This is a genomic window from Aquibacillus albus, assembly GCF_016908325.1.
GTDB classification, from domain to species: domain Bacteria; phylum Bacillota; class Bacilli; order Bacillales; family Amphibacillaceae; genus Aquibacillus_A; species Aquibacillus_A albus.
On the sequence record NZ_JAFBDR010000005.1, the window covers coordinates 123,824 to 149,642 of the forward strand.

Sequence of the window (25,819 nt, forward strand, 5' to 3'; positions counted from 1 at the left end):
AATTTTTTAGTATCCGAAAGTGTTATTTACTATACAAGACATCCCAAAAATACAATCGTTTGCGCAACTTTTGTTTAAAAAATACGTTTTCTTCTCAAGAAAGAATTGAAAACGTTTACTTTGTTAGTAAAAAATTATACTATCATAGGCTGTTAATAGCAATTATTTTTTTAAAAATTGTTTTGCTAGCTAAACTTTTCCTAAGTAAGACGACTTTCACAACAATGGATACAGTAATTATACTATTTTATCTCCTATTTGTAAGAGACGATGAAATCGATACAATCCAAATGACAAGCGATTGCATTACGAATCACAAATTAAATACTACAATGTACTTTTTTTAACGTCAACAATTATTTTAATTTTTATATGAAACCGCTGTGAATATTTTTGTGCAACCGTTTCCCTCGAGAGGGAATTGTGATATACTATCTCACAATCATTTAACAATATTGGGAGGCTACTATGAAAAAACATATGTGTGCTATTTTATTATTAATCATTACTATCCTATCAGGTTGTAGTTCTATGTCCCCTTCTGAATCAACGAAGGAAAAAGAATTGTTAAGCTCCCCTCCTCACGGTGTTTACTATGAAATTTTTGTTCGTTCTTTTTATGACTCGGATGATGATGGTATAGGAGATCTAAATGGAGTAACGGAGAAACTTGATTATTTAAGTGATTTAGGAATTGAAGGAATTTGGCTAATGCCAATTAATAAATCCCCAAGTTACCACGGTTATGATGTAACAGACTATAAATCAATTGATCCAGATTACGGTTCTTCAGAAGACTTTAAAACATTAGTTGAAGAAGCGCACGAACGAGATATAAAAATTTTAATGGATCTGGTTGTCAATCATACGAGTAAAAGACACCCTTGGTTCGAAGATGCATCCTCATCTGAAGAAAGCCCATACCGCGATTGGTATATTTGGGCAAATGATGAGACAAATACAACAGAACGTGGTGAATGGAGTCAAACACTATGGCATGGGTCAAGCGGTAATAAGTATTACGGGGTCTTTTGGCAAGGTATGCCTGATTTAAATTTTGATAACCCTGAAGTTAGAGAAGAAATGATAGACATTGGTGAGTATTGGCTAGAGGAATATAACATTGACGGATATCGTCTAGATGCAGCAAAGCATATCTTTGATTCTGAAGAAAAAAATCATGAATGGTGGAGAGAATTTAACAGTGCTATGAAGGACATTAATGAAAACGCTCTATTAGTTGGAGAAGTTTGGGATTCAGCAACCATCGTTGGACCTTATTTGGATGGAGGACTTGATTCAACATTCAACTTCGATCTTTCTGCAAACATTTTAAATTCTGTTAAAAACGAATCTGATGGCATTGTGAGCAGCTTAACACGAACTAGATCGTATTTTAATGATGTATCAGATGAGTACATTGACTCTACTTTTATTACAAATCACGATATGAATCGAGTAATGTCCGAGCTTAACGGGGATGTTGAACAAGCAAAAATGGCAGCCTCCATTTTATTAACACTCCCAGGAAATCCATTTATCTATTATGGCGAAGAGATTGGAATGGAAGGACAAAAGCCAGATGAAAATATTCGTGAACCGATGATTTGGTCAGTTGACAAGGAGAAAGAAGGACAAGCTTCCTGGATGATAGCAAAGCATAACAAGGACAGAGAAGCAATTTCCGTTGAGGCGCAAATGGAAGATGATAACTCTTTATTAAACCATTATAAAAAATTAATTCATACACGCCGTTCCACTGAGATTCTCATTGAAGGAGAAATAGAAAAATCAGACTTTAGAGAGGATGGAATTCTTACTTTCAAACGCACACTTGATGATCAATCACTACTTGTCATTCACAATTTAAGTGATGAAGAAAAACAGATAAGCTTGGGTCAAGAGTATGAACAATTTTTCTCAACAAATGATGAAGTATCGCTAGAATCAAGCGATATTATCATTCCTGGAAAAACTACTACTATTCTTGAATAATCCAAATTAAATAAACATCCCTCACCATATTGGTTGAGGGATGTTTATGATATATTGATGGTCTTTTTTCTTTAAGATCGTACTTTATCTTTTTTCATTTGCTTACTTCTTAGCTGTCCACAGGCTGCATCGATATCTGTACCATGCTCAACACGAACCCCACAGTTAATTCCATTTTCCAATAAGATTTCATAAAATTTTAAAATGGATTCTTTTGTGCTACGCTCATATTGATTATGCTCACTAACCGGATTATATGGAATCAGGTTAACGTAGGATAAGTGTCTTTTATTTCTTAACAGCTTCACAAGCTGTAATGCCTCTTTCTCATGGTCATTGACATCTCGAAGCAAAATATATTCAAACGTAATTCTCCGATTTGTTTTCTCCAAATAATAATCGATTGCCTTCATCAGCTTTTCGATTGGGAATGCCTTGTTAATCTTCATAATCTTTGTTCGCAGTTCATCGTTTGGTGCATGAAGTGATACTGCTAAATTTATCTGGATGTTTTCATCGGCAAATTCATATATTTTATGCGCAAGTCCACTTGTTGAAACGGTAATGTGTCTAGCCCCAATAGATAATCCTTTTTGATCATTTACAACACGTAAAAAGTCCATCATGTTGTCATAATTATCAAAAGGTTCACCTATTCCCATTACGACAATATGACTTACTCTTTCGTCTTTACCGACCTGATCTAAATGGTGTTGAACATTCATAATTTGCTCCACAATTTCCCCACCAGATAAATCACGGTTTTTCTTTAAAATGCCGCTTGCACAGAACGTACAACCGATATTACAGCCAACTTGTGTTGTTACGCAAACGGAAAGTCCATAGTTAAACCGCATTAGAACAGTCTCAATCAGATTCCCGTCACTAAGCTTAAATAAAAACTTAATCGTACCGTCTTTAGACTCCTGTTTAATTTCTTCGGTTAACGTTTGAATGTCAAAATGCTCTTCTAACAGATCAGTACATTCTTTATTCAGATTCTTCATATCCTTGAAAGATGTTACTCGTTTTTTATACAACCAATCCCATACCTGAGACGCACGGAATTTTTTTTGTCCATGTTCGACAAGCCAAGTCGTTAACTGGTCAAAGGTCATACCATATATTGATACTTTACTCATGTTAAAAACCTCTTTTCACTTCCATATACTTAAGGTCTCCAAAAATACAGACCTTTATTATAATCAACTGACTAACCCGAAGGCTTTCATAATGCTGGCAATTTGCCTTACCTCGCTTATTAAACGAAAAAACAAGCCAACAAATCGTGGCTTTTGACAGACAACTTATCATTTTAAGCATTCTATTTTCTATACTACTTAAAGTATTTCAAGCTAGCAACCAAAATATAATGAAAAACCCTAGAAATGTGTTAATGAAATGGTATTTTTAACCAAAGGTGTGCAATTTTTTTATTTTTTGGGCTATGTTAAAGGATAGTGTTGATTTTTAAAATGAACATTTACATAATGATTCAATAATCAACATCGAACTTTTATACAGACATTTTTCATGAAGGTCGTGAGCGTATAATTAGACCAAAGTTAGGAAGAGGCGTATATTTCTTATCTAGAAAGTTTAAAAAGGAGTGAACCAATTGACTTCATCATATAAACAGTTTCAACAGGTTCCGTTGTCAGTTCTAGACCTTGCTCCAGTTATTGAAGGTGGAACAGCGGAAGAGGCGTATAAAAATAGTTTAGACTTAGCGCAGCATGTAGAAAAGTTAGGGTTTCACCGATATTGGCTAGCAGAGCACCATAATATGCCTGGGATTGCTAGCTCGGCTACATCTGTCTTAATTGGACATATAGCAGGTGCCACCAAGTGTATTCGAGTTGGCTCAGGCGGAATCATGCTTCCAAACCACGCCCCATTAGTTATAGCGGAACAATTTGGAACACTTGAGTCGATCTATCCAGGAAGAATTGATCTTGGTCTAGGGCGTGCACCTGGTAGTGATCAAGCAACGGCACGGGCTTTAAGACGAACGTTAAACAGTGGAGCAGATGATTTTCCGGAACAGCTGGAGGAACTTGAGAACTATTTTAGCAGAGATTCCTTTCAGCCTGTTAAAGCATATCCAGGTACAGGACTAAATATCCCTATTTGGTTACTCGGCTCCAGTGGATTTAGTGCACGTCTTGCAGCACAAAAAGGATTACCGTTTGGATTTGCTAGTCACTTTTCACCGGATTATACATTGCCTGCTCTAAGGATTTACCGTGAAAACTTTGAACCTTCAGATGAATTGCAAGAACCGTATGCGATGGTTGGTGTAAATATTGTTGCGGCAGATACACAGGAAAAAGCAGAATGGTTAGCAACTTCTCAACAGCAGCAATTTTTAAGCTTAACTAGAGGAAAACCAACGAAGTTAAAGCCGCCGTTAGATAATCTCGATCAAATATGGACACCTTATGAAAAAGCTGCAGTTGAAAGAACATTAAATTCAAGCTCTACGATTGTCGGTGATCCAGAAACAGTTAAACAAAAACTGAAAAAATTCTTGAAGGAAACCGAAGCAGATGAGGTAATTATTCATTCGCAAATCTTTTACCATGAAGATCGCCTGCGATCTTATGAAATTATTGCTGAAATGATGGATTAGAAATTAATTTTTATAGAAGATGTTTACAAAAAGTGCAAAAAAGTTGTCGTACCAAGGGTAGTACGACAACTTTTTTAATCTTTGCATTTAAACTGTCAACCACACTAATAGCTAAACTTTTTCATCGATTAATTATTCAACATCAGAAATACGATTAATTGTATGCTCAGAGCATTCTGGGCAAACATCAAGTATATCGTATGGCCGCCCTTCTTTTTCCACTTCTTCTATTCGTCCACATACTTCACAGATCCTTCGCATAACGTATCCCTCCTATTTCTAAAAGTTGCCTTCTAATTTATTTGCTTCATACCCCAAGTCAATAATAGCCTGCTGAAAATCCATTAATGATCCAGCTTCTTCGTGATAGGAGATGATTGCTTCTTCTGTTTGAACATTGATTTTAACGTTTCGCACTCCCCAAACATCGTGCAATGCTTTGCTGATTTTTTGCTCATCCTCTTTTTTAAGGTTAGGAATAGAAAGCTTGTGTGTAATCATATTATCACCGTCCTCAGTAAACTTCCGATTTTTATTTCTTAATGTACTTTATCATTTTTTAACCCTTCTCCCATTCCTTCCAGAAAATGAACCATCGTGCTAAGAGAGGTTTTTACATTAGGATCACGCATTGCTTTTAACATGCCAAAAGCACCAATTTGATTATTTTCCTCAGTACCTTCAGACGCTTTTTCTAACCCTTTGTTTAATCCTCCAAAAATTGCGTTTAATCGATCGGGATCCATCGAAGACAATAACTCAATACTGTTAAACATATTCCTTATTAGTTGATGCATGGAAGGTTGATTAAGCTGTTCCACTGCGATAACACCAACTTTTTCTTTCGTCCTTAAGAACCCTTTCACCATATCGAGCACACCGCTTTTATGAAGCTCTTCGAGGATAGTTAAACTATCCTCAATCGCTTCTCGATTATCTGCAATCTGTTTTAGAATTGCTCCTAAATCTTCTGATCTCTCTTCTTCTACACTACTCTGTTTTCTTTCAATTTGCGTGATTGCTCTCGCCATCAATGTATCCCTCACTTCTTAAGGTTTCTGGAATAGGTGTAAAATCTGCTCGTTTCCATTTCTTCTCTATCTCAACACCAATATGCGGCTGTGGATTCCCAAAGCGATAGTTATGCAATGGTAATGGAGATTCACCGGCATGTTCCAATAGCTCCATTTTCACGGATGCCTCTTTATAATTTGGTGTATGGGTATCTTTATCGTGATAACTACTTGTTAGCTTGTTAACAGCTTTTTCATTATCCGTTGTATTCATTGGTAAATATAATTCTTTACCTTTTACCGCATCTGTCACTAGTACTCGTACCTTCACCTTCCCATATGGTGAGGTTAATCGCACGAGTGCACCTGTTTCTATGTTTCGTTCTTTAGCGAGCTCTTCAGAAACTTCTAGCCAAGGTCCCGGAACAAGATGATTAATTCCTTCTGATTTTGCTGTCATGTTTCCTTCATGGAACTGCTCGAGTAATCGACCGTTATTTAAATGTAAATCAAATTCGTCACCGTACTCTTTAGGAGGTGTCCAGTCAACCTTGAACAGTCGAGCCTTGCCATCAACGAATTTAAACTTATCTTTATAAAGTAACGGTGTACTTTCTCCATTTGGCTGGACTGGCCAAATTTGACTGTCCCATCCTTCCATACGTTCATAGCTTACTCCTGCAAAGATTGGAGCTAGCTGAGCTGCTTCATCCATAATTTCCGATGGGTGTGTATAATCCCAGTTTGCACCTAGCTTATTAGCGAAGTCACGGAATATCTCCCAATCTGGCTTACAATCTCCGAGTGGGTCAAGTACCTGGTAAAAGCGTTGAATTCTTCTTTCCGTATTCGTAAAGGTTCCTTCTTTTTCTAAACTAGGCGCTGCAGGTAATACAACATCTGCAAACTGTGCTGTCTTTGAAAAGAAAATGTCTTGAACTACAAAAAAGTCTAATTTTTCAAATGCTTCATGAACGTAGTTGATATTAGAGTCAACTAAGCCCATTTCTTCTCCAAACAAGTACATTCCCTTCACTTGACCATCTGTAATTGCTTCCACAATCTGGTGGTTATTTAAGCCTGGTTCTTTCGGAATTTTTGTACCCCACGCTTGTTCAAATCGTCCTCTAACCTCGTCATTTTCTACCGGCTCATAACCCGGAAGCCAATTCGGCATCGTGCCAAAGTCACTAGCACCTTGTACATTGTTATGCCCACGTAATGGGAAAGCCCCTGCACCTGGTCTTCCAAAATTTCCTGTCACTAACAGTAAATTAGCGATAGAAGTACTCGTATCCGTTCCTCCAACATGCTGAGTAACACCCATTGCCCATAAAACACAAGTACCATCTGATTCATGAATCATCTCTGCAACTTGAATCATCGTTTCTTTAGATAGGCCTGTCACTTCTTCTGCATATTCAAGCGAGAACTTTTCCAGAGAAGACGTAAATTCTTCTACATTATTAACACGTTCATTTAAAAATTCTTTGTCTTCCCAGCCTTGGTCCAAAATATATTTTGTAACTGCAGAAATCCATACTAAATCTGTTCCCGGCTTTGGGTGAATATGGAGATCTGCTCTATCTGCTAATTCATGTTTTCTTAAATCAGCAACCAATAGCTTTTGATCGTTAAGCTTATGTGCACGCTTCACTCTCGTTGCCAAAACTGGATGAGACTCAGCAGGATTTGCCCCTACAACAATAATTAAACCTGCTTTTTTTATGTCTTCAATCGTTCCAGAATCACCACCGATTCCAACGGTACGCATTAACCCAGCTGATGCAGGTGTTTGGCAATATCTTGAACAGTTGTCGACATTATTTGATTGAAAAATAGAGCGAGCTAGCTTTTGGAACAGGTAGTTTTCTTCATTCGTACATTTAGACGATGCAACGAAACCTAAGGCTTCAGGACCTTGTTTTTCTTTAATTTCGGTAAATTTTTCCGCCATAAGAGTGAGCGCTTCTTCCCATGTTGCTTCATAAAATTTGTCACCTTTACGAATTAGAGGCTTCGTTAACCGCTCTTCACTATTAATAAAATCCCAACCAAATTTTCCTTTTACACACGTGGAAATACCATTAACAGGTGCATCCTCTGTCGGTTGAACCTTTAGAATATCTCGCCCTTTTGTCCAAACTTCAAAACTACAACCAACCCCACAGTATGTACACACCGTTTTTGTCTTTTTAATTCGATCTTCACGCATCGTTGCTTCCACATTCGATATCGCAAAAATTCCTTTATAACTTGGTTCGACTTCTTTGGTCAAATCGATCATTGGCTCAAGGACATTTTTTGACATTCCGGTCATATATCCCGCTTCCCCAAGCATGGACTTTTCCATTAAGGCATTACATGGACAAACTGTCACACAGTGTCCACACGATACACAAGATGATTCATCAATCGGAACATCATCATCCCAAATCACTCTCGGTTGTTCTCTATCCCAATCAATACTTAATACTTCACTTACTTGAACATCTTGACATGCTTCTACACAAAGTCCACACAAAATGCATTGATCTGGTTCATAGCGATAAAATGGGTGCGTTGTATCTGGTGGATATGGTTTTGGTGTAAATTCATACTTTTGATGTTCAAGCTCTAAATATTCTGCAGTGTTATGAACGACACAGTTACCATTGTTGTTGTCACACACCGTACAATAAAGTTCATGATTTTTTAATATTCGTGACATACCTTCTAACTGAGCTTCTTTGGCAACATCTGAAACAGAGTTCACCTCCATATCAGGCTCTGCTTCCGTTGCACATGCTCGTTTCAACTCCCCATTTACTTGAACATAGCAAGTATCACATGTTTGAATGACACCAATTCCCAAGTCTGGTTGTGAGGAACAAATACCTGGAATGTACACGTTATTTTCTAATGCAGCCTCTAGAATGGATTGACCTTTTTTGGCTTTAATCTCATTGTCATTCACTTGGAAAGTAAAACTTTTTTCTTCCATATTGACAAACATCTCCTCAAAGCATAATTATTTACAGTATTTACTATAAAAAGAATAATTATTACAAATGATTTTTAATCATTCATGTATAAAAAATTTTGTTAAAGGCCTTTAGGAGAGGGACTTTTAGTTGAGTTATACTTAATAACAAAAAAAAAGGACCAACTAATGATCCTTTTTGTTCGTTATTGTATCAAGAGGATTGTTGAGCTCGTTGTTTTTTAATGCTTCCTTTCATAAATAGAGATACAACCAGTGCTGTTGCGAGTAAAAATGCAAAGACATAAAAAGTAAAGTTATAGCTTTCCGTTGTCTCACGAATATAGGCAACAGCCATAGGTCCGAGAATACCTGCTGTAGACCATGCTGTTAATAAGTACCCGTGAATCGCTCCTAATTGCTTTGTTCCAAACAAATCCCCTATAAAGGCGGGCAAAGATGCAAATCCCCCACCATAAATTGTTAAAATGATAAAAATAATAATTTGAAATAATAGGGCATTTGTTGTATAGGGAAGAATTAAAAAGAAAATAAGCTGAACAACAAAAAATATAATATACACATTTGCTCGTCCAATATAATCCGAAATGGCTGCCCAGCCTACTCTTCCTCCACCGTTAAAGAGCCCCATTATACCAACCATCGTTGCAGCTGCAATCGCAGTCATACCAACCTTTTCTTGGGCCATAGGTGAAGCAACAGATATTAACATAATACCAGCAGAAATGTTAATAAGCATCATCCACCACAACATCCAAAATCTTCCTGTTTTTATTGCTTCATTGGCAGTCATTTGCGAAAGATCCTGTTTAACTCTCGTTTCGCCTTCCTCTGTTTTCTCCTTCATTGATGCTGGTTTCCAATCTTCAGGAGGCTTTACAATATAACTTGCACCAAGAGCCATTAATATAAAGTAACCAATTCCTAAAGAGTAGAAGGTAAATGGTATTCCAACTGTACTCATTAACCATTCAGCTAAAGGACCTGCGATTAAGGCACCAGCACCAAAACCAAATACAGCCATACCAGTCGCTAGCCCACGCCGATCTGGAAACCATTTAACGAGAGTAGATACCGGTGAAATATAGCCAATACCAAGCCCAATTCCACCTATTGCTCCATATGTGAAATAAAAACCATATAATGACTCAATACTTAAAAAGAATCCCGCTCCAATCATTCCCCCACTAAATAAAACGGCCGCAACAAATGCAGAGATACGCGGTCCGTATTTTTCAACAAACCTTCCAAAAATGGCTGTTGAAAGTCCTAGAAAGAAAATGGCAATCGTAAAAGAAAATGAAACACCTGTTGCGTCCCATCCATATGCATCTGATAAAGGCTCTTTAAATACACTATAAGCATAAATTGAACCAATTGATAAATGAATCGCAATCGCACTCAGTGCAATAAGCCAACGATTTTTCTTCACAACAATTCACGCCTTTCTTTTTCGTTTCTGTTATTTTTCCTTAAGTGGATAGTTTTATACAGCAGAGCAGGAGGTGAAAACAATGCACAGTGGTTACCAATAGTTAGAAAAAATTAACATTCGTCTCGTCACGTATTTTTTAATCGCAAAAAAATCCCCCTGACGTCCACTTTTGACACTAGGGAGAAGTTTTGGTGTTATATCTTAACTACTAGCTACTGATTTTTTCTTACTTTTATCTTTATTTCTTTTTCTTTGTAAAATAATAGAAACGGTTATTAACCCTGCACACTCTCCAAGTGAAACTGCTATTGCTCCATTAACACCATTAAGAGAAGGGAAGTATTTGGTTAAGAAAAACAGACTAATGAACACAATTAAAAAGTTGTTTGCCTGTGATATGACCATTTTCTTCGTCTCTCTAGCAAGCATTAAGAAGCCATTTAAAAAGTCAACCCAAGGGAAAAGCATTGTTCGCAAAATAAAATATGCTAAAACAGTTAGCGTTGCCTGCGCCAATTCATCATCAGCACCCATTACTACTTCCATAAACCAATTTCCTAACGGGGAAAAACATAGCACGGTTAGCATCAAAGTTGGAATTAAACTTAATAAAATCATAAAACGAACCAACTTTTGTCGGTGATCTTTATAAAACTGTACAACGAGTTGGTGTGTATACATAAAAAAGCTCTGCAATAGGTTAGCGACACTTAACGCTAATGCAAAGGAGGCAATACTCATCTCCACTTCCTCTGTTTTAGCGATAAAGGCATAAACAACTGGAATCATAATCGTCTGAAAAACAAAGTAAAACACGAGCGGTATGTAGAAATGCAAAATTGTTTTATTAGATAGATACGGCTGCTTTTTTCCTTTGCTCTCTTTAAGTAATTGATGTCCCTTCCAAACACTAATCACACACTCTATAAACATACCAATTAAAAATATTGCTGCTCCTGCCATGCTTGTTACTACATCAAAAAATACAAACAAATAGCTAACAAGGAACATAAATGACAGCCGAACGATAACACCAATTGTAAGCCATTTTGTCTCCAATCGGCTAATAATGACTCCTTGATATATCCCTCGAATTCCAGAAAAAATAAACACAAACATAATAACATTAAAGGAATAAGAAATCGTTTTCACCATTGCTTCATTAGCATTAAAAAACCGGATAAATAGCCAGTCACCAATCGGAGTATAACCGATGACGATACTAATCAGTAAAATAATTGAGATTACGTAAACAAAAATCCTGCTTACAGCTTTAAAGGTTCGGAGGTCTTTTACCAATACCGAACTCGTTTGCCTAAATACAATAATTGGCCTTTCTAAAATCCCAAACAAGGCAAAAGCAACGGCATAACATGCAATGATGAAGGCTGCATTGTCTCCACGACTTAGTGTACTATTAATAATCACATGGGTAATCGACGTTAAACTCGCTGATACACCCAGTGGGATAAAGAAGGCAAATAACTGTTTATAGGACATATCACCATCTGAACTTTGCAACGAAAAACTCCCTTTCTATTACTCTTGATGACCTATACCTTGCAACCCCTTTCATTCTATCACAATGACTAAAGAGAGTGTTGATTTGTACCTTTCATCGATGGGTGGGTATTTTGAAGAAATCGGAAAAACAATAAAGTCAATGCAAGCATTACTAAGTAATAGCAGAAAGAATACGGCAATGCCCATCCTTTATAATCAAAGACATGATAATGAACTGCGAGAAATTCGATGCATGATGAAACAACTGTTCCACCAATGACATATAATTGGATCATCATTCCTTTCAACTTCCACTTATCATAAAAATAAGCAAGGAAGTAACCAAAAGGACCATATAAGATATATACGAATACATCAAAAAGCTCGTACTTTCCAGAGTCCATTACATTATAAAAATTAATATCTGATGTAGATAGTAAATGATCGCTAATTCTTGCAATCGTCAACGTAAACAGCATAACCAGAATGGAAATACTCAAAGGAAATCGCTTAGGTAAAACGAAAACTGCTGTATAGAAAATTACTAATCCTATGAGAACAAACCACTCATTTTTATCGAACTGGACAGGTAATATCAAGAATGAACGACTCCTTCTTTTTTCATTATCGACCGAAAACAAAGTCGTAACACAAAGACTAATCCTAGCAATATTGCTTGTCCTAGTATAGACATCCAATAGTTCCAATCTTTATAAATGATGACATCCCATTCAACCAATAAATATTCCGTACTAAGAAAAGCTAAAATCGCAATTAGTGTTAAAAGTAGCTTTTTTAGCCTAGTCGTCATGAGTGAATAAAAATGAAAATAATAAAGATAGAGTAATGGCAAAATAATTACTTTATAAAGATGAAAAAAAATAAACAAGTTCTTTTTCTGTTCAACCGACCATACTTCATAGTTAATTGTTAAAAATGCAAAATAACTGGTAGACAAAAATTCTAACAGTAAAAACAAGAAGATAATTTCCAGCGTGTGAAGACTTTTCTTTAGTAACAAAAATGTTGTAATAAGTAGGATGGCAAGAATGACGATTAATGTAAACTTCATATGCGTTCAACTCACATCCTTCGTTTTTTTATGTTCGCCTTTTAGTATGGATAATTTTCACGTTTATATAAGTAATGTTAAATAAGGTAAGACGGTCAGATACTACATGCATATAACCAAAACAATGAACAAAGCCAACTACTTTAGTGCTTAATATCAAAAAATTCAGGCAATTTATGATAAAATAAAGTAAAACAATCGGTGTGTTAGCTTACAGTATCTGACAGACATTGCACCGAATAGGACAAAGGAGCGGATGTATATGGGAAAAAGAAAAATGGTTGTTGCAAAAAACCTTCAGCAGGAGCTTGCTAGAAAGCTGCAATCTTCTTTATCGGATTGGGAAATTATTATTGGAAAGGATAAAGATATTTGGCAAGACCATGTACAACAGGCAGAAGTGATTGCCGGGTGGAACAATGAAGTAGAACGATTGTGTTTAGAACACGATTCAAAACTTCGTTGGGTTCAAAGCTGGAGTGCTGGTGTCGACAGTTATCCGTTAGATAAACTTGCTAAAAAAAACATTCATTTAACTAGTGCTAATGGTGTTCATGGCTATCCAATATCGGAAACAATTTTTGCACTAATGCTCAGTTTAACACGTAACATCCATTCCTATGTTCGGAATCAGGTCGAAAAAAAGTGGCATCATGCTAACTTACGTTTGGAAGTACATAAAAAAACAATTGGTATTATTGGAATTGGTGCAATAGGAAAAGAAACAGCGAAAATTGCCAAGGCTTTTGATATGGATGTGATTGGTGTTAGAAATACACAAAAAGATGAAGCTTATGTAGATAAAATGGTAACGACTGATCGATTGGATGAAATACTTCCAAGCTGTGACTATGTTGTCTTGACTGTCCCATTGACTAAAAATACGTATCATCTATTTGGCGAGAAGCAGTTTAATCTGATGAAATCTTCCAGCTTCTTTATTAATATCGGACGTGGGGAAGTAGTAGACGAAGCTGCAATGATTCAAGCATTACAGGAGGAAAAAATTGCTGGAGCCGGATTAGATGTTTTTGAAACAGAACCACTGGAGAAAGAAAGCCCGCTATGGGACATGGAAAATGTGATTATCACTCCGCATACCGCAGGAGCTACGGAAGAATATGACCAGCGTGTAGTTGAAGATATTCTGATACCTAATTTACGTAATTATATCAATGAACAAATACCCTCTATTAATCTTGTAGACTATACAAAAGGATATTAATTTATTCAATTTTTACTACGTCGATTAACTTCAGCGCTATAATTTTATACTTTCCAACGTAAAATAAATAGCTTCTACTTATTTTTTTGAAATAAGTAGAAGCCTTGCATTGTTGATTGTGTATCATAATTGCAGTAGACCAAAATCATTTTTTATTTTGCCTTCAACCATGAAACGAAGCCAATTTTCCCTTTTCCATCACAGTCTCTACATCCAAGTAAACCTTCTCCATTGCAAGTTTTACATTGGTGTATACCGAAATCAATCCCTTCTCCCGAACATTTTCGACACTTGATTAATCCATCGCCATCACAACTCTTACACTTCATAACAGTACCTCCCATTTTCTTTTAGGAGCCAAAAGTGTAGTTGAATGTCTGAATAAGGAATTTATTTTTTTAAAATCTTGTAGCTCCTTTTCACTATATATATTAACAGATTATGCACGAATATGTGTAAGAATATATTACAAATAAATTAAATATTTATTTCAAGTTTTTAACTACCGGTGGGGGGGGGGTGTTCCAGAACTTAATTGTTTCTATACCAGGTTACATTTTCATTCATATGTACAAACGGTAAGTCGGTATCTACCTGCCCATTTATGTTTGTTATCTCTACCTGTTTCCCTTTCAACCATTGTCCAAAGTCAAAAACAGTTGGTTGTTGATTACCACCTAACGTAATCCAGACATTCATATCATTGGGAAAATAGGCTGTTGTATGGATGGTACCTGCCCAACTTTTGTATTGCGTGGAAAAAACGCCTTTATCCATATCATTAAGCAACTGATAGGTAGCATAGGCATCTGATTTGTTTGCATACTGATCGATTATTTCCTTTCGGCGATAAGAGTCCACCAAATAGTTTCGGTTTTCCTGCTTCATTATATCAAAATGGTTCGTACAAGCATTAGATTGTCGTACTTCAATCCCCCTTGGACTAGCTTCTACAATAAACGTTTCTCCACTACCGTCATAAACGATATAGCTAAACGAGTGACGATGAGGAATATCATTTAACATTTTTACCGCTTCCTTTACATTTGCACAACCTTCTAAAACTAATCTTGCTATCATTGCACAAATAAAACCATCACCTGGCTTTTTCCGATGCATAAAATTATATCCGACAACTAAACCATGTTCATTGATTCCATCCGTTCTCCCGACTACTCGTTGACTCGGACCAACAAATGCATATCCGCCATCTGTCGGTTGAAAAAATACGAAACGACCTTCATAAGTTTTCGGATGATAATCGTAATTCCGAATAAAGAAATCATCGCCCGTTACAATCGAGCAACCTGAACGCACATAATCCAAGCGATACCCGCCAAATTCCTTGAGAACACGCTCCATCGACCATTCCAGTGCATCTCCTAATCCTATCAACTCCTCCCAAATTGCCGGTGAGAACCTTGTGATAGCATCCTTTGCCTCTTTTTCATCAATGATAAAACGAGGCTTTCTTACCCTCCACTGCTTTTCCCGATTTTTTATCAAATAGGAATTCTTTAGGTTTTTCCCTTGCATCAAACCAAAATCGTAATGTGTTCCACGGAATTGAATAATATTACTATATATCTGCTTCATCATATACACTCCTGTCATAAAAAATACGCCGCCTCGACCTTCTCATCAACTTTTTGAACACGCACTTAAAAGGGTACATTAATTTTAAGAAAAAAGAAAAGAATGATTTAAAAGCATTACACTTACCTTGTTATCTCCCATCTTTTTAAAAACGCTTTCATTATTTTTTGTTTTAAGGTTGACAATTAAAATTCTTTTGTTATAATAAGAATTAGCTATTTTGTTCGTGCAAACCTTCAAGTAATACGTAACGTAAAGTTTTCGTTTTTGAGGCAAGAGCAAGAATAGTAATACATTTGTGTGGAAGATCCACACTAGGAGGAAAAAGTTACATGGTACAAGGTACAGTAAAATGGTTTAACGCAGACAAAGGTTTTGGATTTATTGAAGTAGAAGGACAAGACGATGTATTCGTTCATTTCTCTGCTATCCAAGGCGAAGGCTTTAAAACACTTGAAGAAGGTCAAAGCGTTTCTTTCGATATCGAAGAAGGCAACCGTGGACCACAAGCTGCTAACGTAGTAAAAGGCTAATTTAGCTAGCAATAAAAAAGGCAAACCCAATATTGGGGTTTGCCTTTTTTTATTTTTTGATTATGTTAAAGTTTAGTTAGACCCCTATCAAAAAACAAACGCTCGAATCTGAGCGTTTGTTCAACAATTATTCTTTAATGATTTCTTCTAGCAAAATCGACAAAACGGAATCGATCGGGTCTATGCCTCGATTCTGTATATTGAAAAAGGCTAGCATCATCTAAATATACATAATTTTTAATTACTACAACATTATGGAATCCTTCCAAATCCAACAATTCTTGGTCTTCATCTGTTGGTTCCACTACAATAATCTCTTTCTTCGCAAAGCTTATTGTTAAATTGAGTTCATTTTCCAAATAACTATAAATGGAATCGGCACATATGTCTTCTGTTAGTAAAGGAACATATTTTTTTACAAGAAAATCTTTATCAAGAATGATTTTCTGACCCGCTATTTCTCTTGTTCGAATCACTTGCCAAATCGATTCATTGCTTGTCACACTCAGTTGTTGTTGCAGATATTGACTAGGCTTGATTAATGTTAGGTCATTAACCAACGTTCTTGGTGGAGGGTCCATTTTTTGTGCAAGCTCTTTAAAGCTCACTAAGCCAGAAACAGGAAAATCAAACTTATTAAAATCGATAACAACAGAGCCTTTTCCCCTTACTTTTTGAATAAAACCATTTTGAGAAAGTAAATTTAATGCTTTACGAATCGTTTCTCTAGATGTTTCGTACATTTCTGCTAACTCATTTTCTGATGGCAGAAGAGATTCTGGTGCAAGTTCACCTGTCTTTATTTTTTCTTCAATTTTTTTGTAAATCGATAAATACTTATTTTCCATCGTAATACCCCAATTATTTTTTAAAATGATAAACAATTGACTCATAAGGACGTAAAGTTAATCCGTCCAGATTCGTTGATGAACCAGGATAATTGGATAACAATAAATCCTGTGAATAGCCCTCTAAATGAACAGAATTAGGTAGATAAAATGTTGTTCCGGTGCCATAAAAATTGTTAACAACGAGGATTTTTTCATCTTTCGTATTACGCATGTAGGCAAAAATTTGATCGTGATCAGGCATTAGCAATTGATAATCCCCGTCTGTAATAATATCATACTTTTTCCTTATCCAGATAAGCTTTTTGTAATAATGGAAAATAGAATCTTCTTTCGACACAGCACTTTCAGCGTTAATCTTTTTATAATTTTTGGCAACTTTAATCCAAGGCTCTCCTGTTGTAAATCCAGCGTTCTCCTCTGCATTCCATTGGACTGGAGTTCTAGAATTGTCTCTAGATTTTTCTTTTAAAATAGTCAAAATCCCTTCCACAGACATGCCCTTTTCTTTCATGATTCGATACATATTTAATGACTCAACATCTCTATATTCATCGATGGAATCAAATTTAGGATTCGTCATCCCAAACTCTTCACCTTGATAAATGTAAGGTGTGCCTTGCATGAGGTGAATCGTAGTTGCCAGCATTTTGGCAGATTCTTTATGGTATTCTTGGTCATCACCAAAACGTGAAACAACCCTTGGCTGATCATGGTTGCACCAAAACAAGGCATTCCATCCTCCACCTTCATGCATTTTTGATTGCCATGTTGATAGAATATCTTTTAATGCTAAAAAATCAAAATCAGCAGCTGTCCACTTCTCACCATTCGGATAATCTACTTTTAAATGATGAAAATTGAATGTCATGTTTAACTCATTTCGATTAGGATTTGTATATTTAATACAGTTTTCAATCGTAGTCGAGGACATTTCTCCAACCGTCATCATGTCATACTTAGAGAATACTTCTTGGTTCATTTCTTGAAAATATTCGTGAACCCGTGGACCATCTGTATAGAATTTTCGACCGTCACCAGGAGGGACAGAACCATCGTCATTCGGAAAGTGTTGATCCTTTGAAATTAAATTAATCACATCCAGCCGGAAACCATCCACACCTTTTTTAAGCCAATAATCCATCATCTCATAAATTGCTTTTCGCACTTCTTCATTTTCCCAGTTTAGATCTGCTTGGGTAACATCAAACAAATGCAAATAATATTGTCCTGTTGTTTCATCATATTTCCACGCTGATCCACCAAATTTTGATTGCCAATTTGTCGGCGGATTACTATCCTCTGCATCTTTCCAAATATAAAAATCACGATAAGGATTTTCTTTCGAGGCTTTTGACTTTTGAAACCACTCATGTTCTGTAGATGTATGGTTAACAACGATATCCATAATAATTTTTAAACCACGACTGTGTGATTCTTCTAAGAGTTGTTCAAAATCTTCCATCGATCCGTATTGCTCATATATATTATAATAATCACTGATGTCATAGCCGTTATCCTTTTGTGGTGAATCATAAATCGGTGTAAGCCACAGCACATCAACACCTAGTTCCTTTAAATAATCTAGCTTCTCAATAATGCCTTGTAAATCGCCAACCCCATTACCTGTCGTATCGTTAAAGCTTTTCGGATAAATCTGGTAGACAACAGCTTTTTTCCACCATGGTTGTGTCATTTTTACGCACCTTCCTGTAAATAATTGTTAAAAATGGAATAGGATGTTTCGGAAAAGAGAAGACACTCCTTCTATCGAAACACCCCCTTCCAATAGTCATTCAGTTTATTTCCCTAACCGCTTGTAGGCGTTAACACCCATCTTCGTCTTGGAAAGGATTACTGTTAAGATGAATGGTACGACGATTGCAACTACCATCGCTACAGCGAAAATAATCATAAACTGTACTTGAATCGAAAGTATTCCTGGAATACCACCAACACCTATAGAGTTAGCCATTACGCCGCTTCCAACTGAAATTACTGCTGCAACTGCTGACCCAGCCATTCCAGCAAAAAATGGAAATACGTATTTCAAGTTAATACCAAACAATGCTGGTTCAGTAACCCCTAGATAACATGAGATTGCTGCTGGTACTGATACCTGTTGCTCTTTTTCATCTTTTCGATTCAAATAAATCATTGCAACTACGGCAGAACCTTGAGCAATATTTGACAAAGCAATCATTGGCCAAAGATTTGTTCCGCCAAATTCACTCATTAGCTGCAAATCAATCGCATTCGTCATGTGGTGTAAACCGGTAATAACGAGAGGAGCGTAAACAAAACCAAATACAGCAGCGAACAACCAACCAAACGCAGATGTAAGTCCTGTGTAGACAACATTAGAAATCCAAGATCCTATTGTCCATCCTATTGGCCCTAGAACAACATGCGCAATTAGTACTGCAGGAATAAGTGCAAAAAACGGTACAAAAATCATAGAAACAACACTTGGGATAAATTTACGTAACCATATTTCTAAATACGCTAACACAAAACCTGCTAGGATTGCTGGAATCACTTGTGCTTGATAACCAATCATTTCAACAAGTGCAAATCCAAAATCCCAAACCGGAATATCTTCCGCTCCTGGTACTGCGTAAGCATTTAACAGCTGTGGGGAAACAAGTGTGATACCTAAAACGATTCCAAGAATTTGTGTCGTACCCATCTTTCTGGAAATAGCCCAAGTAATCCCAACTGGTAAGAAATGAAAGATTGCTTCACCAATTAACCATAAGAAGGAATGAACACCAGCCCAGAATTGCGAAGCTTCTACAAGCGTTTGCGTTCTTCCATTTACCATATCAATTTGTCCGATAACGTTCCGGAAACCTAAAATCAGACCACCAACAACTAATGCAGGAATTAAAGGTGTAAAAATATCTGCGAGATGTGAAATTAATCGCTGCAAAATATTCATGTTTTGTTTCGCAGCTTCTTTCGCATCATCTTTTGAGGTGTCACCTACACCTGCAATTTTAGCGAATTCATTGTAAAAAGAGGCAACTTCATTCCCAATAATAACTTGAAATTGTCCTGCCTGCGTAAACGTACCTTTTACGATATCCATTTCATCAATTTTTGTGACATCCGCTTTTTCTGAGTCGTTTAGAACAAAGCGCATTCTGGTGGCACAATGTGTAACGACATTGATATTATCACTACCACCAACGAGCTCTAGCAGCTCTTTGGCCGAGCCTGTGTATTTACTCATCTTAAATCCTCCTCATTTGTAACATCATGATGATTGCGCTTTCTTGATTGTTCACATGCTGAAATTTGTATATACAAGTCAAGATTGCGTTCACATTATACCTTGTATATACAAGTTCGTCAATCAGTTTATTTCTTTTATTTTTTTTCCATCTGTTAGAAATATGTATCGATCAATTAATCTTCACTTTACTGGGGAAATGCTTTCTCAACGTGCAAAAGAAAAAAGGCATTGGTTGTTAACCAATGCCTTTTTTCGCATAAAACATTATTTAATTGTTAACACAAGTACAGACTTTGCTGGAACCTGAAGGCTTAAAGTATTCTCACTTACTTTTACATCATGAAATCCTTCTGGTTTAACATTATTTGGATGCTCGAACGTATTGTGTTCATTCATATATTCAGCGGTTAGTATTCTTCCTGAAATTTGCGATTTATCCGTGATTCCATCTAATTCACATGTAACCTTCTCTGATTGATTTGGGTCAATATTACAAATTGAAATGTGAATTGTACCTGATTGGTCCTGAGAAGCCGAAGCATTAATTTTTGGTAAGGTGTCCTCACCATAAACATAATCAGGTGTTCCAACATTAATTGGAAGCAACGTTGCATCCTGATGGACCTTGAACATATCAAATACATGGTACGAAGGTGTGAGAATCATTTTTTCTCCTTCTGTCAAAATCATTGCCTGCAGCACATTGATCACTTGAGCAATATTCGCCATATGCACTCGATCACAATGGTTATTGAAAATATTCAAGTTGATTCCTGCAATCAGCGCATCACGCAACGTATTTTGTTGGTACAAAAATCCAGGGTTCGTACCAGGCTCCACACTAAACCACGTTCCCCACTCATCAATAATCAATCCAACCGTCTTGGCTGGGTCATATTTATCCATAATGGCAGCATGATTTTCGATGATTTCTTCGATTTTCATCGTTCTTCTCATGTAATCAAACCATAATTCCTCATCAAACGCTGTCGCTGATCCATAATTAGTACGATTACGTGTATAATAATGAAGGCTTATTCCATTCATTTCAGGTCGATGATAATCCCAAATGTTTTCAATAACTGCGTCTTGCACTGGCTCCGTCCGATCCATACCTTCTCGCATCATTACTTCCATCCAATGATAGTCAGCTTCTTGCGGACCACATGCTATTTTGTAGATTTCGTTACCTGAAAGATCTTTTACATAGGTTTGGTAGTTGCGGTATTTATCGGCATAATGCTCTACACGCATCTTACCACCACATCCCCAGTTTTCATTACCAATCCCAAAATATTTCAATTTCCACGGCTTGTCCCGCCCATTTTTCTTACGCAGTTTAGCCATTGGAGATACGCCATCAAATGTCAAATATTCGACCCATTCCTGCATCTCTTGTACCGTACCACTACCGACGTTTCCACAAATATACGGTTCAGTCTCCAGCTGCTCACATAAATCCATGAATTCATGCGTACCAAAATGGTTATTTTCTGTGACCTTTCCCCAATTCGTATTAACGATTTCGGGTCTATCTTCACGTGGACCAATCCCATCCTTCCAGTGATATTCGTCTGCAAAACAACCACCTGGCCAACGTAAGTTCGGAATGTTAATATGTCGAAGTGCTTCAACTACATCGTTGCGAATACCACGTGTATTTGGGATAGGAGAATCTTCGCCAACCCAAATTCCTTCATAGACACATCTACCAAGATGCTCAGCAAAATGTCCATAAATATGCCTGCTAATTTGATGTTTTGCTGCTTGTTTATTAATATTTAGAATCGATGTCATCACAGTCTCTCCTCTATTAAATAATTCAAGTTCTATCACGTTTATTTACGAATCCGCTTCCATTATTAGTGAAATACAAGAACATGAACAGAATGTGGCGGGAGATTAATCGTAAAAGGATCACTCTCAGGTACTATAAATTCAGTTTCATTGATTTTAATCTTATCTGGGTTATCCACATCATTAAAATCATCTTTCGAATCAGACTGAAGACTATACACCTTTACATTTTCAAACCGATCCAATTCCTTCATGTTCATACTAATTTCTTTCGATTGATCTGGATGTCTATTAACAACCGAAACACTTATTTTACTACTATTTTCATGAGAGGTTGCCACAATATCTAAGCTAGGAACTTCGACTACACCTTCTTTAGCTTCTACTTGAAACGAATCTCCGTTGCTTGTCCAAGTATCAATCACTTGATCCCCCATGTATTTCGTGAACATTTCAAATATGAAATACGTTGACCTCAATACGATACCATCTGAATGTGTGAAAATTGCCCCTCTTGTATTTACTGTAGGAGAAAAGTTAGCCATCCCAACTACATCACAGTGCTTTAAACATTGATTTAAAAAACAAGCAGTAAATACAGCATCTGCCATCGTGTAACTGGCATTCAAATCATTTTTATCTCTTGGGGTTAGAAAGTCTTCCGTAACCGAATCAACATGTGGATGATGCCACCCTCTCAGATTCCATTCATCAAAAGCAATCTTAATTTTCCCTAAATAACCCAATGAACCAAGGATATACTTCGTTTTTAATATTTGCGGTTCAATTTTCAAGGTATAAGTCATACACGTTTCATAATCGGACAAATCATTAACTTCATTTAATGTATCCCAGTAGCCATGTATCGAAATCCAATCCAAATACTTTCCAGCTTCTCTTAACAAGTTGATGTTCCAATCTAAATCTGAAATGCTGGCTGCAAATAGTTCTATGCTAGGATCAACTCGCTTCATCATTTTTGCAGACTCTCGAACGAAACGGCCCCACTCTTCGATATCCTTTGCACCCATTTCCCAGTGACCATAGTTTTCATTTCCTATACTCCAATACTTAACATGGTGTGGATCTATGTAGCCATTTTCTACACGGAGCTTTGCCCATTTCCCTTGATCCTTTAAATTACAATATTCTACCCAGTCACTCATATCCTCGGAGCTACCTGTACCAGCATTCGTACAAATGTATGGCTCCGCACCTACTTTTCTAGTAAAAGAAATAAATTCGTCTGTCCCAAATTGATTACTTTCCTCAACACGCCATGCTTTGTCAAAGAATGGCATGCGAGTCTGTCCTACACCATCCTTCCAAGGATAATTAGAGACAAAACACCCACCAGGCCAACGGATCGTTGGAACGTCAATATTTTTCAATGCTTCTATGACATCCGTACGAAATCCTTCCTTATCTGACAATGGATTACCAGGATCATAGATTCCACCATAAATTTGTCGGTGAAAATGCTCAATAAAATGCCCATAAATCATCTTGTCTCTTTTTCCTAAAACTCGATTGGGATTTACTTCAATATATGCTTTATTCACTTTTATCTCTCCTTTAATGAAGCAGAATGTTCTTGTCATCGAAGTAAAACAAGGTTGTCCGTTAAAAGCACAGGGGCAGCCTCTAAGAGACGTCCCCGTTAGCTTTTAATAATCGATCTTTTAAACAAAGAGAAGTCGTAACGCTCCAATCGCTGCAAAACCTAAGATGAGCATTTGAAATGTTTTTTGTGGGATAAGGGTTAATACCTTCACACCTATAAATGCACCAATAATGATTGTTGGAGCTAACCATAGATTAAAAGTAATAGAATCAAAGGTAATTAAGCCAAGATTGATATAAAACGGAATTTTAATAACATTAACGAATAAGAAAAACCATGCACCAGTACCTACGAAATCCTTTTTCGGTAAGCCTTTAACGAGTAAGTAAATTGCCATGACACCACCAGCAGCATTACCAATCATTGTTGTGAAACCAGCCAAAATCCCCATTAGTAATGTAAACCAACGTGAAGTAGGCAGCATCTGATTAAAACGTACCCCTAAACGCTCCCTACTTACATGTAATATAATCAACGCAAGTACTAACGATCCTATCATTGGCTTGAGCTGATTATCGTTGACTTGATCCAACACAAAGTATCCAATCATAATCCCTGCTATCACCCAAGGCATCAAAGAAAAAAGATACTTCCAAACAACATTGCGACGATAATAGATAACAGCAAAAATATCACCGACAATTAACATCGGGAGTAAAATTCCAACGGACTCCTTAGCAGGAAAAATATACATTAAAATTGTAACAACTAAAATACCAAGGCTGGACACACCTGTTTTGGTAAAGCCGATAAAAATAGCACTGACTAATACAATGAGCCATTCCAGTATAGATAGGTCAAAAATAGTGACCACCTCACAATCTTTTTCTTCCTATTCAATCATTACTTCTTCAAACGCAGCTTTAATAAATCGGCTGAAGAGTTATCATCATCCAGTTGTTTTTTAAGTTCATCTGCATCGTCATATACAGAAACCACTCGACCAGAAAATTCATCCAGTTCACCAGAAGCTAAATGAAAAGCCCATTGAGGTGCTTGATATGGAGCAACATCAATGTTCTGTTCAAATAAATTCTCAATTCCACTTAAGTATGTTTGACCCACTTCAGTTTCCCTTTGATAACGGGTCATGTCTGTATCATTTAGTCCTGGATCAAGAGCGAAAGCCTTCACCGGTGACCCTTCTAACTCAGCATCCAAGTTTTCTGTAAATCTAGCAATTGCCGTCTTGGATGTGCCATAACCATTTCCATACTTAAATGTATCAATGGTTCCTCCGCCTACTAGATTAATGATTCTACCAAACTTTTGCTCTAGCATAATAGGAACAATTGACTGCACACAGTGGAAGGTCCCAAATAAATTCGTTTTTACATCGTTCAACCAGTCCTCGACCTTTACTTCCCAAGTAGGACCAATTGCCATAAAAGCACCAGCATTATTTATCCAGACATCAATACGGCCAAAAGCTGTTCTAACTTGTTCAATAACCTGGGAAATTTCACTTGGTTTCGTTACATCCATCACCCATGCTTTACTATCCGAAGAATTTTGCTGAAGTTCTCTCTCTAATGCTTCTAGTTTCTCTTTGCTTCTTCCCGTAGCGATAACGGCATAACCATTTTCTGCAAAAAATAAAGCAGCATTCCTTCCAATTCCTCTGCTTGCACCTGTAATAACAACTACTTTTTGTTCTGTCATACGATTCCGCCTCCAATCTACTTTTGATTATGTAACCGATATCAATATTATAAAGCATAGAACAAGTTGCTGAAATAATTAAGTCTTGGAACTTACCGGTATAATATATGTCATTTGGAAATTGTCCTATGTTAAAGGCAATTGATTTATACAACTTTTATCTGTTTATGTGCACCGCCACGGTATTACGCTCAACTTTATTCAGAGATTAGACGCACTGTTTAACGACTTACTTATCCCTCGTAAATATATTCTTGCAACTTTTTTCTAACATCCTCTGGAATTCTGATAGACTGCTGGCTTTTAAAATCAAAATGGACCATTACTGCTTTTCCAAGTGCAATAAGTCCTCGATCATTTTCGATACGGTGGATAAGTTCAAAGCTGCTGTTTCCAATTTTATTTACCTGTGTTTTGGTAATTAGTGTTTCATCAAAATATGCTTGCTGTTTATAGTCACAAGCAGTAGATGCAACAATATAAGACCAATCGGCTATATCCATTGAAACACCTAACTTTCGTAAAAAGTCGATCCGAGCTTCTTCTAAATAAATATAGAAGCTTATATTACTTACATGCCCTAACCCATCTGTTTCATAGAATCTTACTGTATTTTCTGTTTCGTGTATCATCTTTTCTCCCCCTATTTTACTTGTCCTTATA

General features: G+C 36.7%; 23 protein-coding genes. 4 read left to right on the forward strand and 19 right to left on the reverse strand.

The window, feature by feature from the left end:
* The first annotated feature begins 468 nt into the window (after nucleotides 1–468).
* A complete protein-coding gene (locus JOC48_RS06365; protein WP_204498241.1) occupies nucleotides 469–1,995 on the forward strand; it encodes an alpha-amylase family glycosyl hydrolase in 1,527 nt (508 codons plus the stop codon).
* Between the two features lie 71 nt (nucleotides 1,996–2,066).
* On the opposite strand, the gene rlmN is transcribed toward JOC48_RS06365, so the two are convergent.
* A complete protein-coding gene (gene rlmN / locus JOC48_RS06370; RefSeq protein ID WP_204498242.1) occupies nucleotides 2,067–3,137 on the reverse strand; it encodes a dual-specificity RNA methyltransferase RlmN in 1,071 nt (356 codons plus the stop codon).
* A 476-nt stretch (nucleotides 3,138–3,613) separates the two neighbouring features.
* On the opposite strand from rlmN, the gene JOC48_RS06375 reads away from it, so the two are divergent.
* Nucleotides 3,614–4,627 carry an LLM class flavin-dependent oxidoreductase gene (locus JOC48_RS06375; protein WP_204498243.1) on the forward strand — a complete coding sequence of 338 codons (1,014 nt, stop codon included), beginning with the start codon at nucleotides 3,614–3,616 and terminating at the stop codon, nucleotides 4,625–4,627.
* Between the two features lie 132 nt (nucleotides 4,628–4,759).
* On the opposite strand, the gene JOC48_RS21495 is transcribed toward JOC48_RS06375, so the two are convergent.
* The 8 genes from JOC48_RS21495 to JOC48_RS06410 form a co-directional block, all read right to left on the reverse strand.
* On the reverse strand, nucleotides 4,760–4,888 hold the full coding sequence (locus JOC48_RS21495) for a hypothetical protein (protein ID WP_275580717.1): 129 nt from the start codon (nucleotides 4,886–4,888) through the stop codon (nucleotides 4,760–4,762).
* Between the two features lie 18 nt (nucleotides 4,889–4,906).
* Complete coding sequence (locus tag JOC48_RS06380; RefSeq protein WP_204498244.1) at nucleotides 4,907–5,128, reverse strand: heavy-metal-associated domain-containing protein; 222 nt, start codon at nucleotides 5,126–5,128, stop codon at nucleotides 4,907–4,909.
* A gap of 38 nt (nucleotides 5,129–5,166) precedes the next feature.
* Nucleotides 5,167–5,658: a helical membrane plugin domain-containing protein gene (locus JOC48_RS06385; protein WP_204498245.1), complete on the reverse strand. Its 492-nt coding sequence runs from the start codon at nucleotides 5,656–5,658 to the stop codon at nucleotides 5,167–5,169.
* On the reverse strand, nucleotides 5,633–8,623 hold the full coding sequence (gene fdhF, locus JOC48_RS06390) for a formate dehydrogenase subunit alpha (RefSeq protein ID WP_204498246.1): 2,991 nt from the start codon (nucleotides 8,621–8,623) through the stop codon (nucleotides 5,633–5,635). Before fdhF ends, JOC48_RS06385 begins: the two co-directional genes overlap by 26 nt.
* 193 nt (nucleotides 8,624–8,816) lie before the next feature.
* Entirely contained in the window at nucleotides 8,817–10,061 is a 1,245-nt protein-coding gene (locus JOC48_RS06395; RefSeq protein ID WP_204498304.1) for an L-lactate MFS transporter, read from the reverse strand.
* A gap of 198 nt (nucleotides 10,062–10,259) precedes the next feature.
* Complete coding sequence (locus JOC48_RS06400) at nucleotides 10,260–11,579, reverse strand: multi antimicrobial extrusion protein MatE (RefSeq protein WP_204498247.1); 1,320 nt, start codon at nucleotides 11,577–11,579, stop codon at nucleotides 10,260–10,262.
* A gap of 68 nt (nucleotides 11,580–11,647) precedes the next feature.
* Complete coding sequence (locus JOC48_RS06405; RefSeq protein WP_204498248.1) at nucleotides 11,648–12,160, reverse strand: hypothetical protein; 513 nt, start codon at nucleotides 12,158–12,160, stop codon at nucleotides 11,648–11,650.
* Nucleotides 12,157–12,633 (reverse strand): hypothetical protein, encoded by a 477-nt coding sequence (locus JOC48_RS06410; RefSeq protein ID WP_204498249.1) that lies wholly within the window; start codon nucleotides 12,631–12,633, stop codon nucleotides 12,157–12,159. The genes JOC48_RS06405 and JOC48_RS06410 overlap by 4 nt, the downstream gene beginning before the upstream one ends.
* Before the next feature lie 262 nt (nucleotides 12,634–12,895).
* Here JOC48_RS06410 and JOC48_RS06415 point away from each other — a divergent pair, with 262 nt between their 5' ends.
* Complete coding sequence (locus JOC48_RS06415; protein ID WP_204498250.1) at nucleotides 12,896–13,858, forward strand: D-2-hydroxyacid dehydrogenase; 963 nt, start codon at nucleotides 12,896–12,898, stop codon at nucleotides 13,856–13,858.
* Between the two features lie 152 nt (nucleotides 13,859–14,010).
* Here JOC48_RS06415 and JOC48_RS06420 read toward each other — a convergent pair whose 3' ends face one another.
* Together JOC48_RS06420 and JOC48_RS06425 are read right to left on the reverse strand one after the other, a co-directional pair.
* On the reverse strand, nucleotides 14,011–14,187 hold the full coding sequence (locus JOC48_RS06420) for a hypothetical protein (RefSeq protein ID WP_204498251.1): 177 nt from the start codon (nucleotides 14,185–14,187) through the stop codon (nucleotides 14,011–14,013).
* 202 nt (nucleotides 14,188–14,389) lie between these two features.
* Nucleotides 14,390–15,454, reverse strand: a complete 1,065-nt coding sequence (locus tag JOC48_RS06425; RefSeq protein WP_204498252.1) for a C45 family autoproteolytic acyltransferase/hydrolase — start codon at nucleotides 15,452–15,454, stop codon at nucleotides 14,390–14,392.
* 332 nt (nucleotides 15,455–15,786) lie between these two features.
* On the opposite strand from JOC48_RS06425, the gene JOC48_RS06430 reads away from it, so the two are divergent.
* Entirely contained in the window at nucleotides 15,787–15,987 is a 201-nt protein-coding gene (locus tag JOC48_RS06430; RefSeq protein WP_204498253.1) for a cold-shock protein, read from the forward strand.
* A 134-nt stretch (nucleotides 15,988–16,121) separates the two neighbouring features.
* On the opposite strand, the gene treR is transcribed toward JOC48_RS06430, so the two are convergent.
* The 8 genes from treR to JOC48_RS06470 form a co-directional block, all read right to left on the reverse strand.
* Nucleotides 16,122–16,835, reverse strand: coding sequence for a trehalose operon repressor (gene treR, locus JOC48_RS06435; protein WP_204498254.1), 714 nt, complete (start codon nucleotides 16,833–16,835; stop codon nucleotides 16,122–16,124).
* Nucleotides 16,836–16,848: 13 nt separating this feature from the next.
* The gene (treC, locus tag JOC48_RS06440) at nucleotides 16,849–18,531 is read right to left on the reverse strand and encodes an alpha,alpha-phosphotrehalase (protein ID WP_204498255.1); all 1,683 of its coding nucleotides are present in this window, start codon (nucleotides 18,529–18,531) and stop codon (nucleotides 16,849–16,851) included.
* Between the two features lie 105 nt (nucleotides 18,532–18,636).
* Entirely contained in the window at nucleotides 18,637–20,070 is a 1,434-nt protein-coding gene (treP, locus tag JOC48_RS06445) for a PTS system trehalose-specific EIIBC component (RefSeq protein WP_204498256.1), read from the reverse strand.
* 267 nt (nucleotides 20,071–20,337) lie between these two features.
* Nucleotides 20,338–21,870, reverse strand: coding sequence for an alpha-N-arabinofuranosidase (locus JOC48_RS06450; RefSeq protein WP_204498257.1), 1,533 nt, complete (start codon nucleotides 21,868–21,870; stop codon nucleotides 20,338–20,340).
* Nucleotides 21,871–21,935: 65 nt separating this feature from the next.
* On the reverse strand, nucleotides 21,936–23,432 hold the full coding sequence (locus JOC48_RS21655; protein WP_204498258.1) for an alpha-L-arabinofuranosidase C-terminal domain-containing protein: 1,497 nt from the start codon (nucleotides 23,430–23,432) through the stop codon (nucleotides 21,936–21,938).
* Between the two features lie 120 nt (nucleotides 23,433–23,552).
* Nucleotides 23,553–24,308, reverse strand: coding sequence for a sulfite exporter TauE/SafE family protein (locus JOC48_RS06460; protein WP_338024240.1), 756 nt, complete (start codon nucleotides 24,306–24,308; stop codon nucleotides 23,553–23,555).
* 29 nt (nucleotides 24,309–24,337) lie between these two features.
* Complete coding sequence (locus tag JOC48_RS06465; protein WP_204498259.1) at nucleotides 24,338–25,156, reverse strand: SDR family oxidoreductase; 819 nt, start codon at nucleotides 25,154–25,156, stop codon at nucleotides 24,338–24,340.
* Between the two features lie 233 nt (nucleotides 25,157–25,389).
* Nucleotides 25,390–25,788, reverse strand: a complete 399-nt coding sequence (locus JOC48_RS06470; RefSeq protein WP_204498260.1) for an acyl-CoA thioesterase — start codon at nucleotides 25,786–25,788, stop codon at nucleotides 25,390–25,392.
* Nucleotides 25,789–25,819: the final 31 nt, after the last annotated feature.

Excerpts from the sequence above, each read along its gene's own strand:
- JOC48_RS06365 (WP_204498241.1), top strand. The coding sequence starts at position 469 with ATGAAAAAACATATGTGTGCTATTTTATTATTAATCATTACTATCCTA.
- rlmN (WP_204498242.1), bottom strand. The coding sequence starts at position 3,137 with ATGAGTAAAGTATCAATATATGGTATGACCTTTGACCAGTTAACGACT.
- JOC48_RS21495 (WP_275580717.1), bottom strand. The coding sequence starts at position 4,888 with ATGCGAAGGATCTGTGAAGTATGTGGACGAATAGAAGAAGTGGAAAAA.
- JOC48_RS06380 (WP_204498244.1), bottom strand. The coding sequence starts at position 5,128 with ATGATTACACACAAGCTTTCTATTCCTAACCTTAAAAAAGAGGATGAG.
- JOC48_RS06385 (WP_204498245.1), bottom strand. The coding sequence starts at position 5,658 with ATGGCGAGAGCAATCACGCAAATTGAAAGAAAACAGAGTAGTGTAGAA.
- fdhF (WP_204498246.1), bottom strand. The coding sequence starts at position 8,623 with ATGGAAGAAAAAAGTTTTACTTTCCAAGTGAATGACAATGAGATTAAA.
- JOC48_RS06410 (WP_204498249.1), bottom strand. The coding sequence starts at position 12,633 with ATGAAGTTTACATTAATCGTCATTCTTGCCATCCTACTTATTACAACA.
- JOC48_RS06415 (WP_204498250.1), top strand. The coding sequence starts at position 12,896 with ATGGGAAAAAGAAAAATGGTTGTTGCAAAAAACCTTCAGCAGGAGCTT.
- JOC48_RS06420 (WP_204498251.1), bottom strand. The coding sequence starts at position 14,187 with ATGAAGTGTAAGAGTTGTGATGGCGATGGATTAATCAAGTGTCGAAAA.
- JOC48_RS06425 (WP_204498252.1), bottom strand. The coding sequence starts at position 15,454 with ATGAAGCAGATATATAGTAATATTATTCAATTCCGTGGAACACATTAC.
- JOC48_RS06430 (WP_204498253.1), top strand. The coding sequence starts at position 15,787 with ATGGTACAAGGTACAGTAAAATGGTTTAACGCAGACAAAGGTTTTGGA.
- treR (WP_204498254.1), bottom strand. The coding sequence starts at position 16,835 with ATGGAAAATAAGTATTTATCGATTTACAAAAAAATTGAAGAAAAAATA.
- treC (WP_204498255.1), bottom strand. The coding sequence starts at position 18,531 with ATGACACAACCATGGTGGAAAAAAGCTGTTGTCTACCAGATTTATCCG.
- treP (WP_204498256.1), bottom strand. The coding sequence starts at position 20,070 with ATGAGTAAATACACAGGCTCGGCCAAAGAGCTGCTAGAGCTCGTTGGT.
- JOC48_RS06450 (WP_204498257.1), bottom strand. The coding sequence starts at position 21,870 with ATGACATCGATTCTAAATATTAATAAACAAGCAGCAAAACATCAAATT.
- JOC48_RS06465 (WP_204498259.1), bottom strand. The coding sequence starts at position 25,156 with ATGACAGAACAAAAAGTAGTTGTTATTACAGGTGCAAGCAGAGGAATT.
- JOC48_RS06470 (WP_204498260.1), bottom strand. The coding sequence starts at position 25,788 with ATGATACACGAAACAGAAAATACAGTAAGATTCTATGAAACAGATGGG.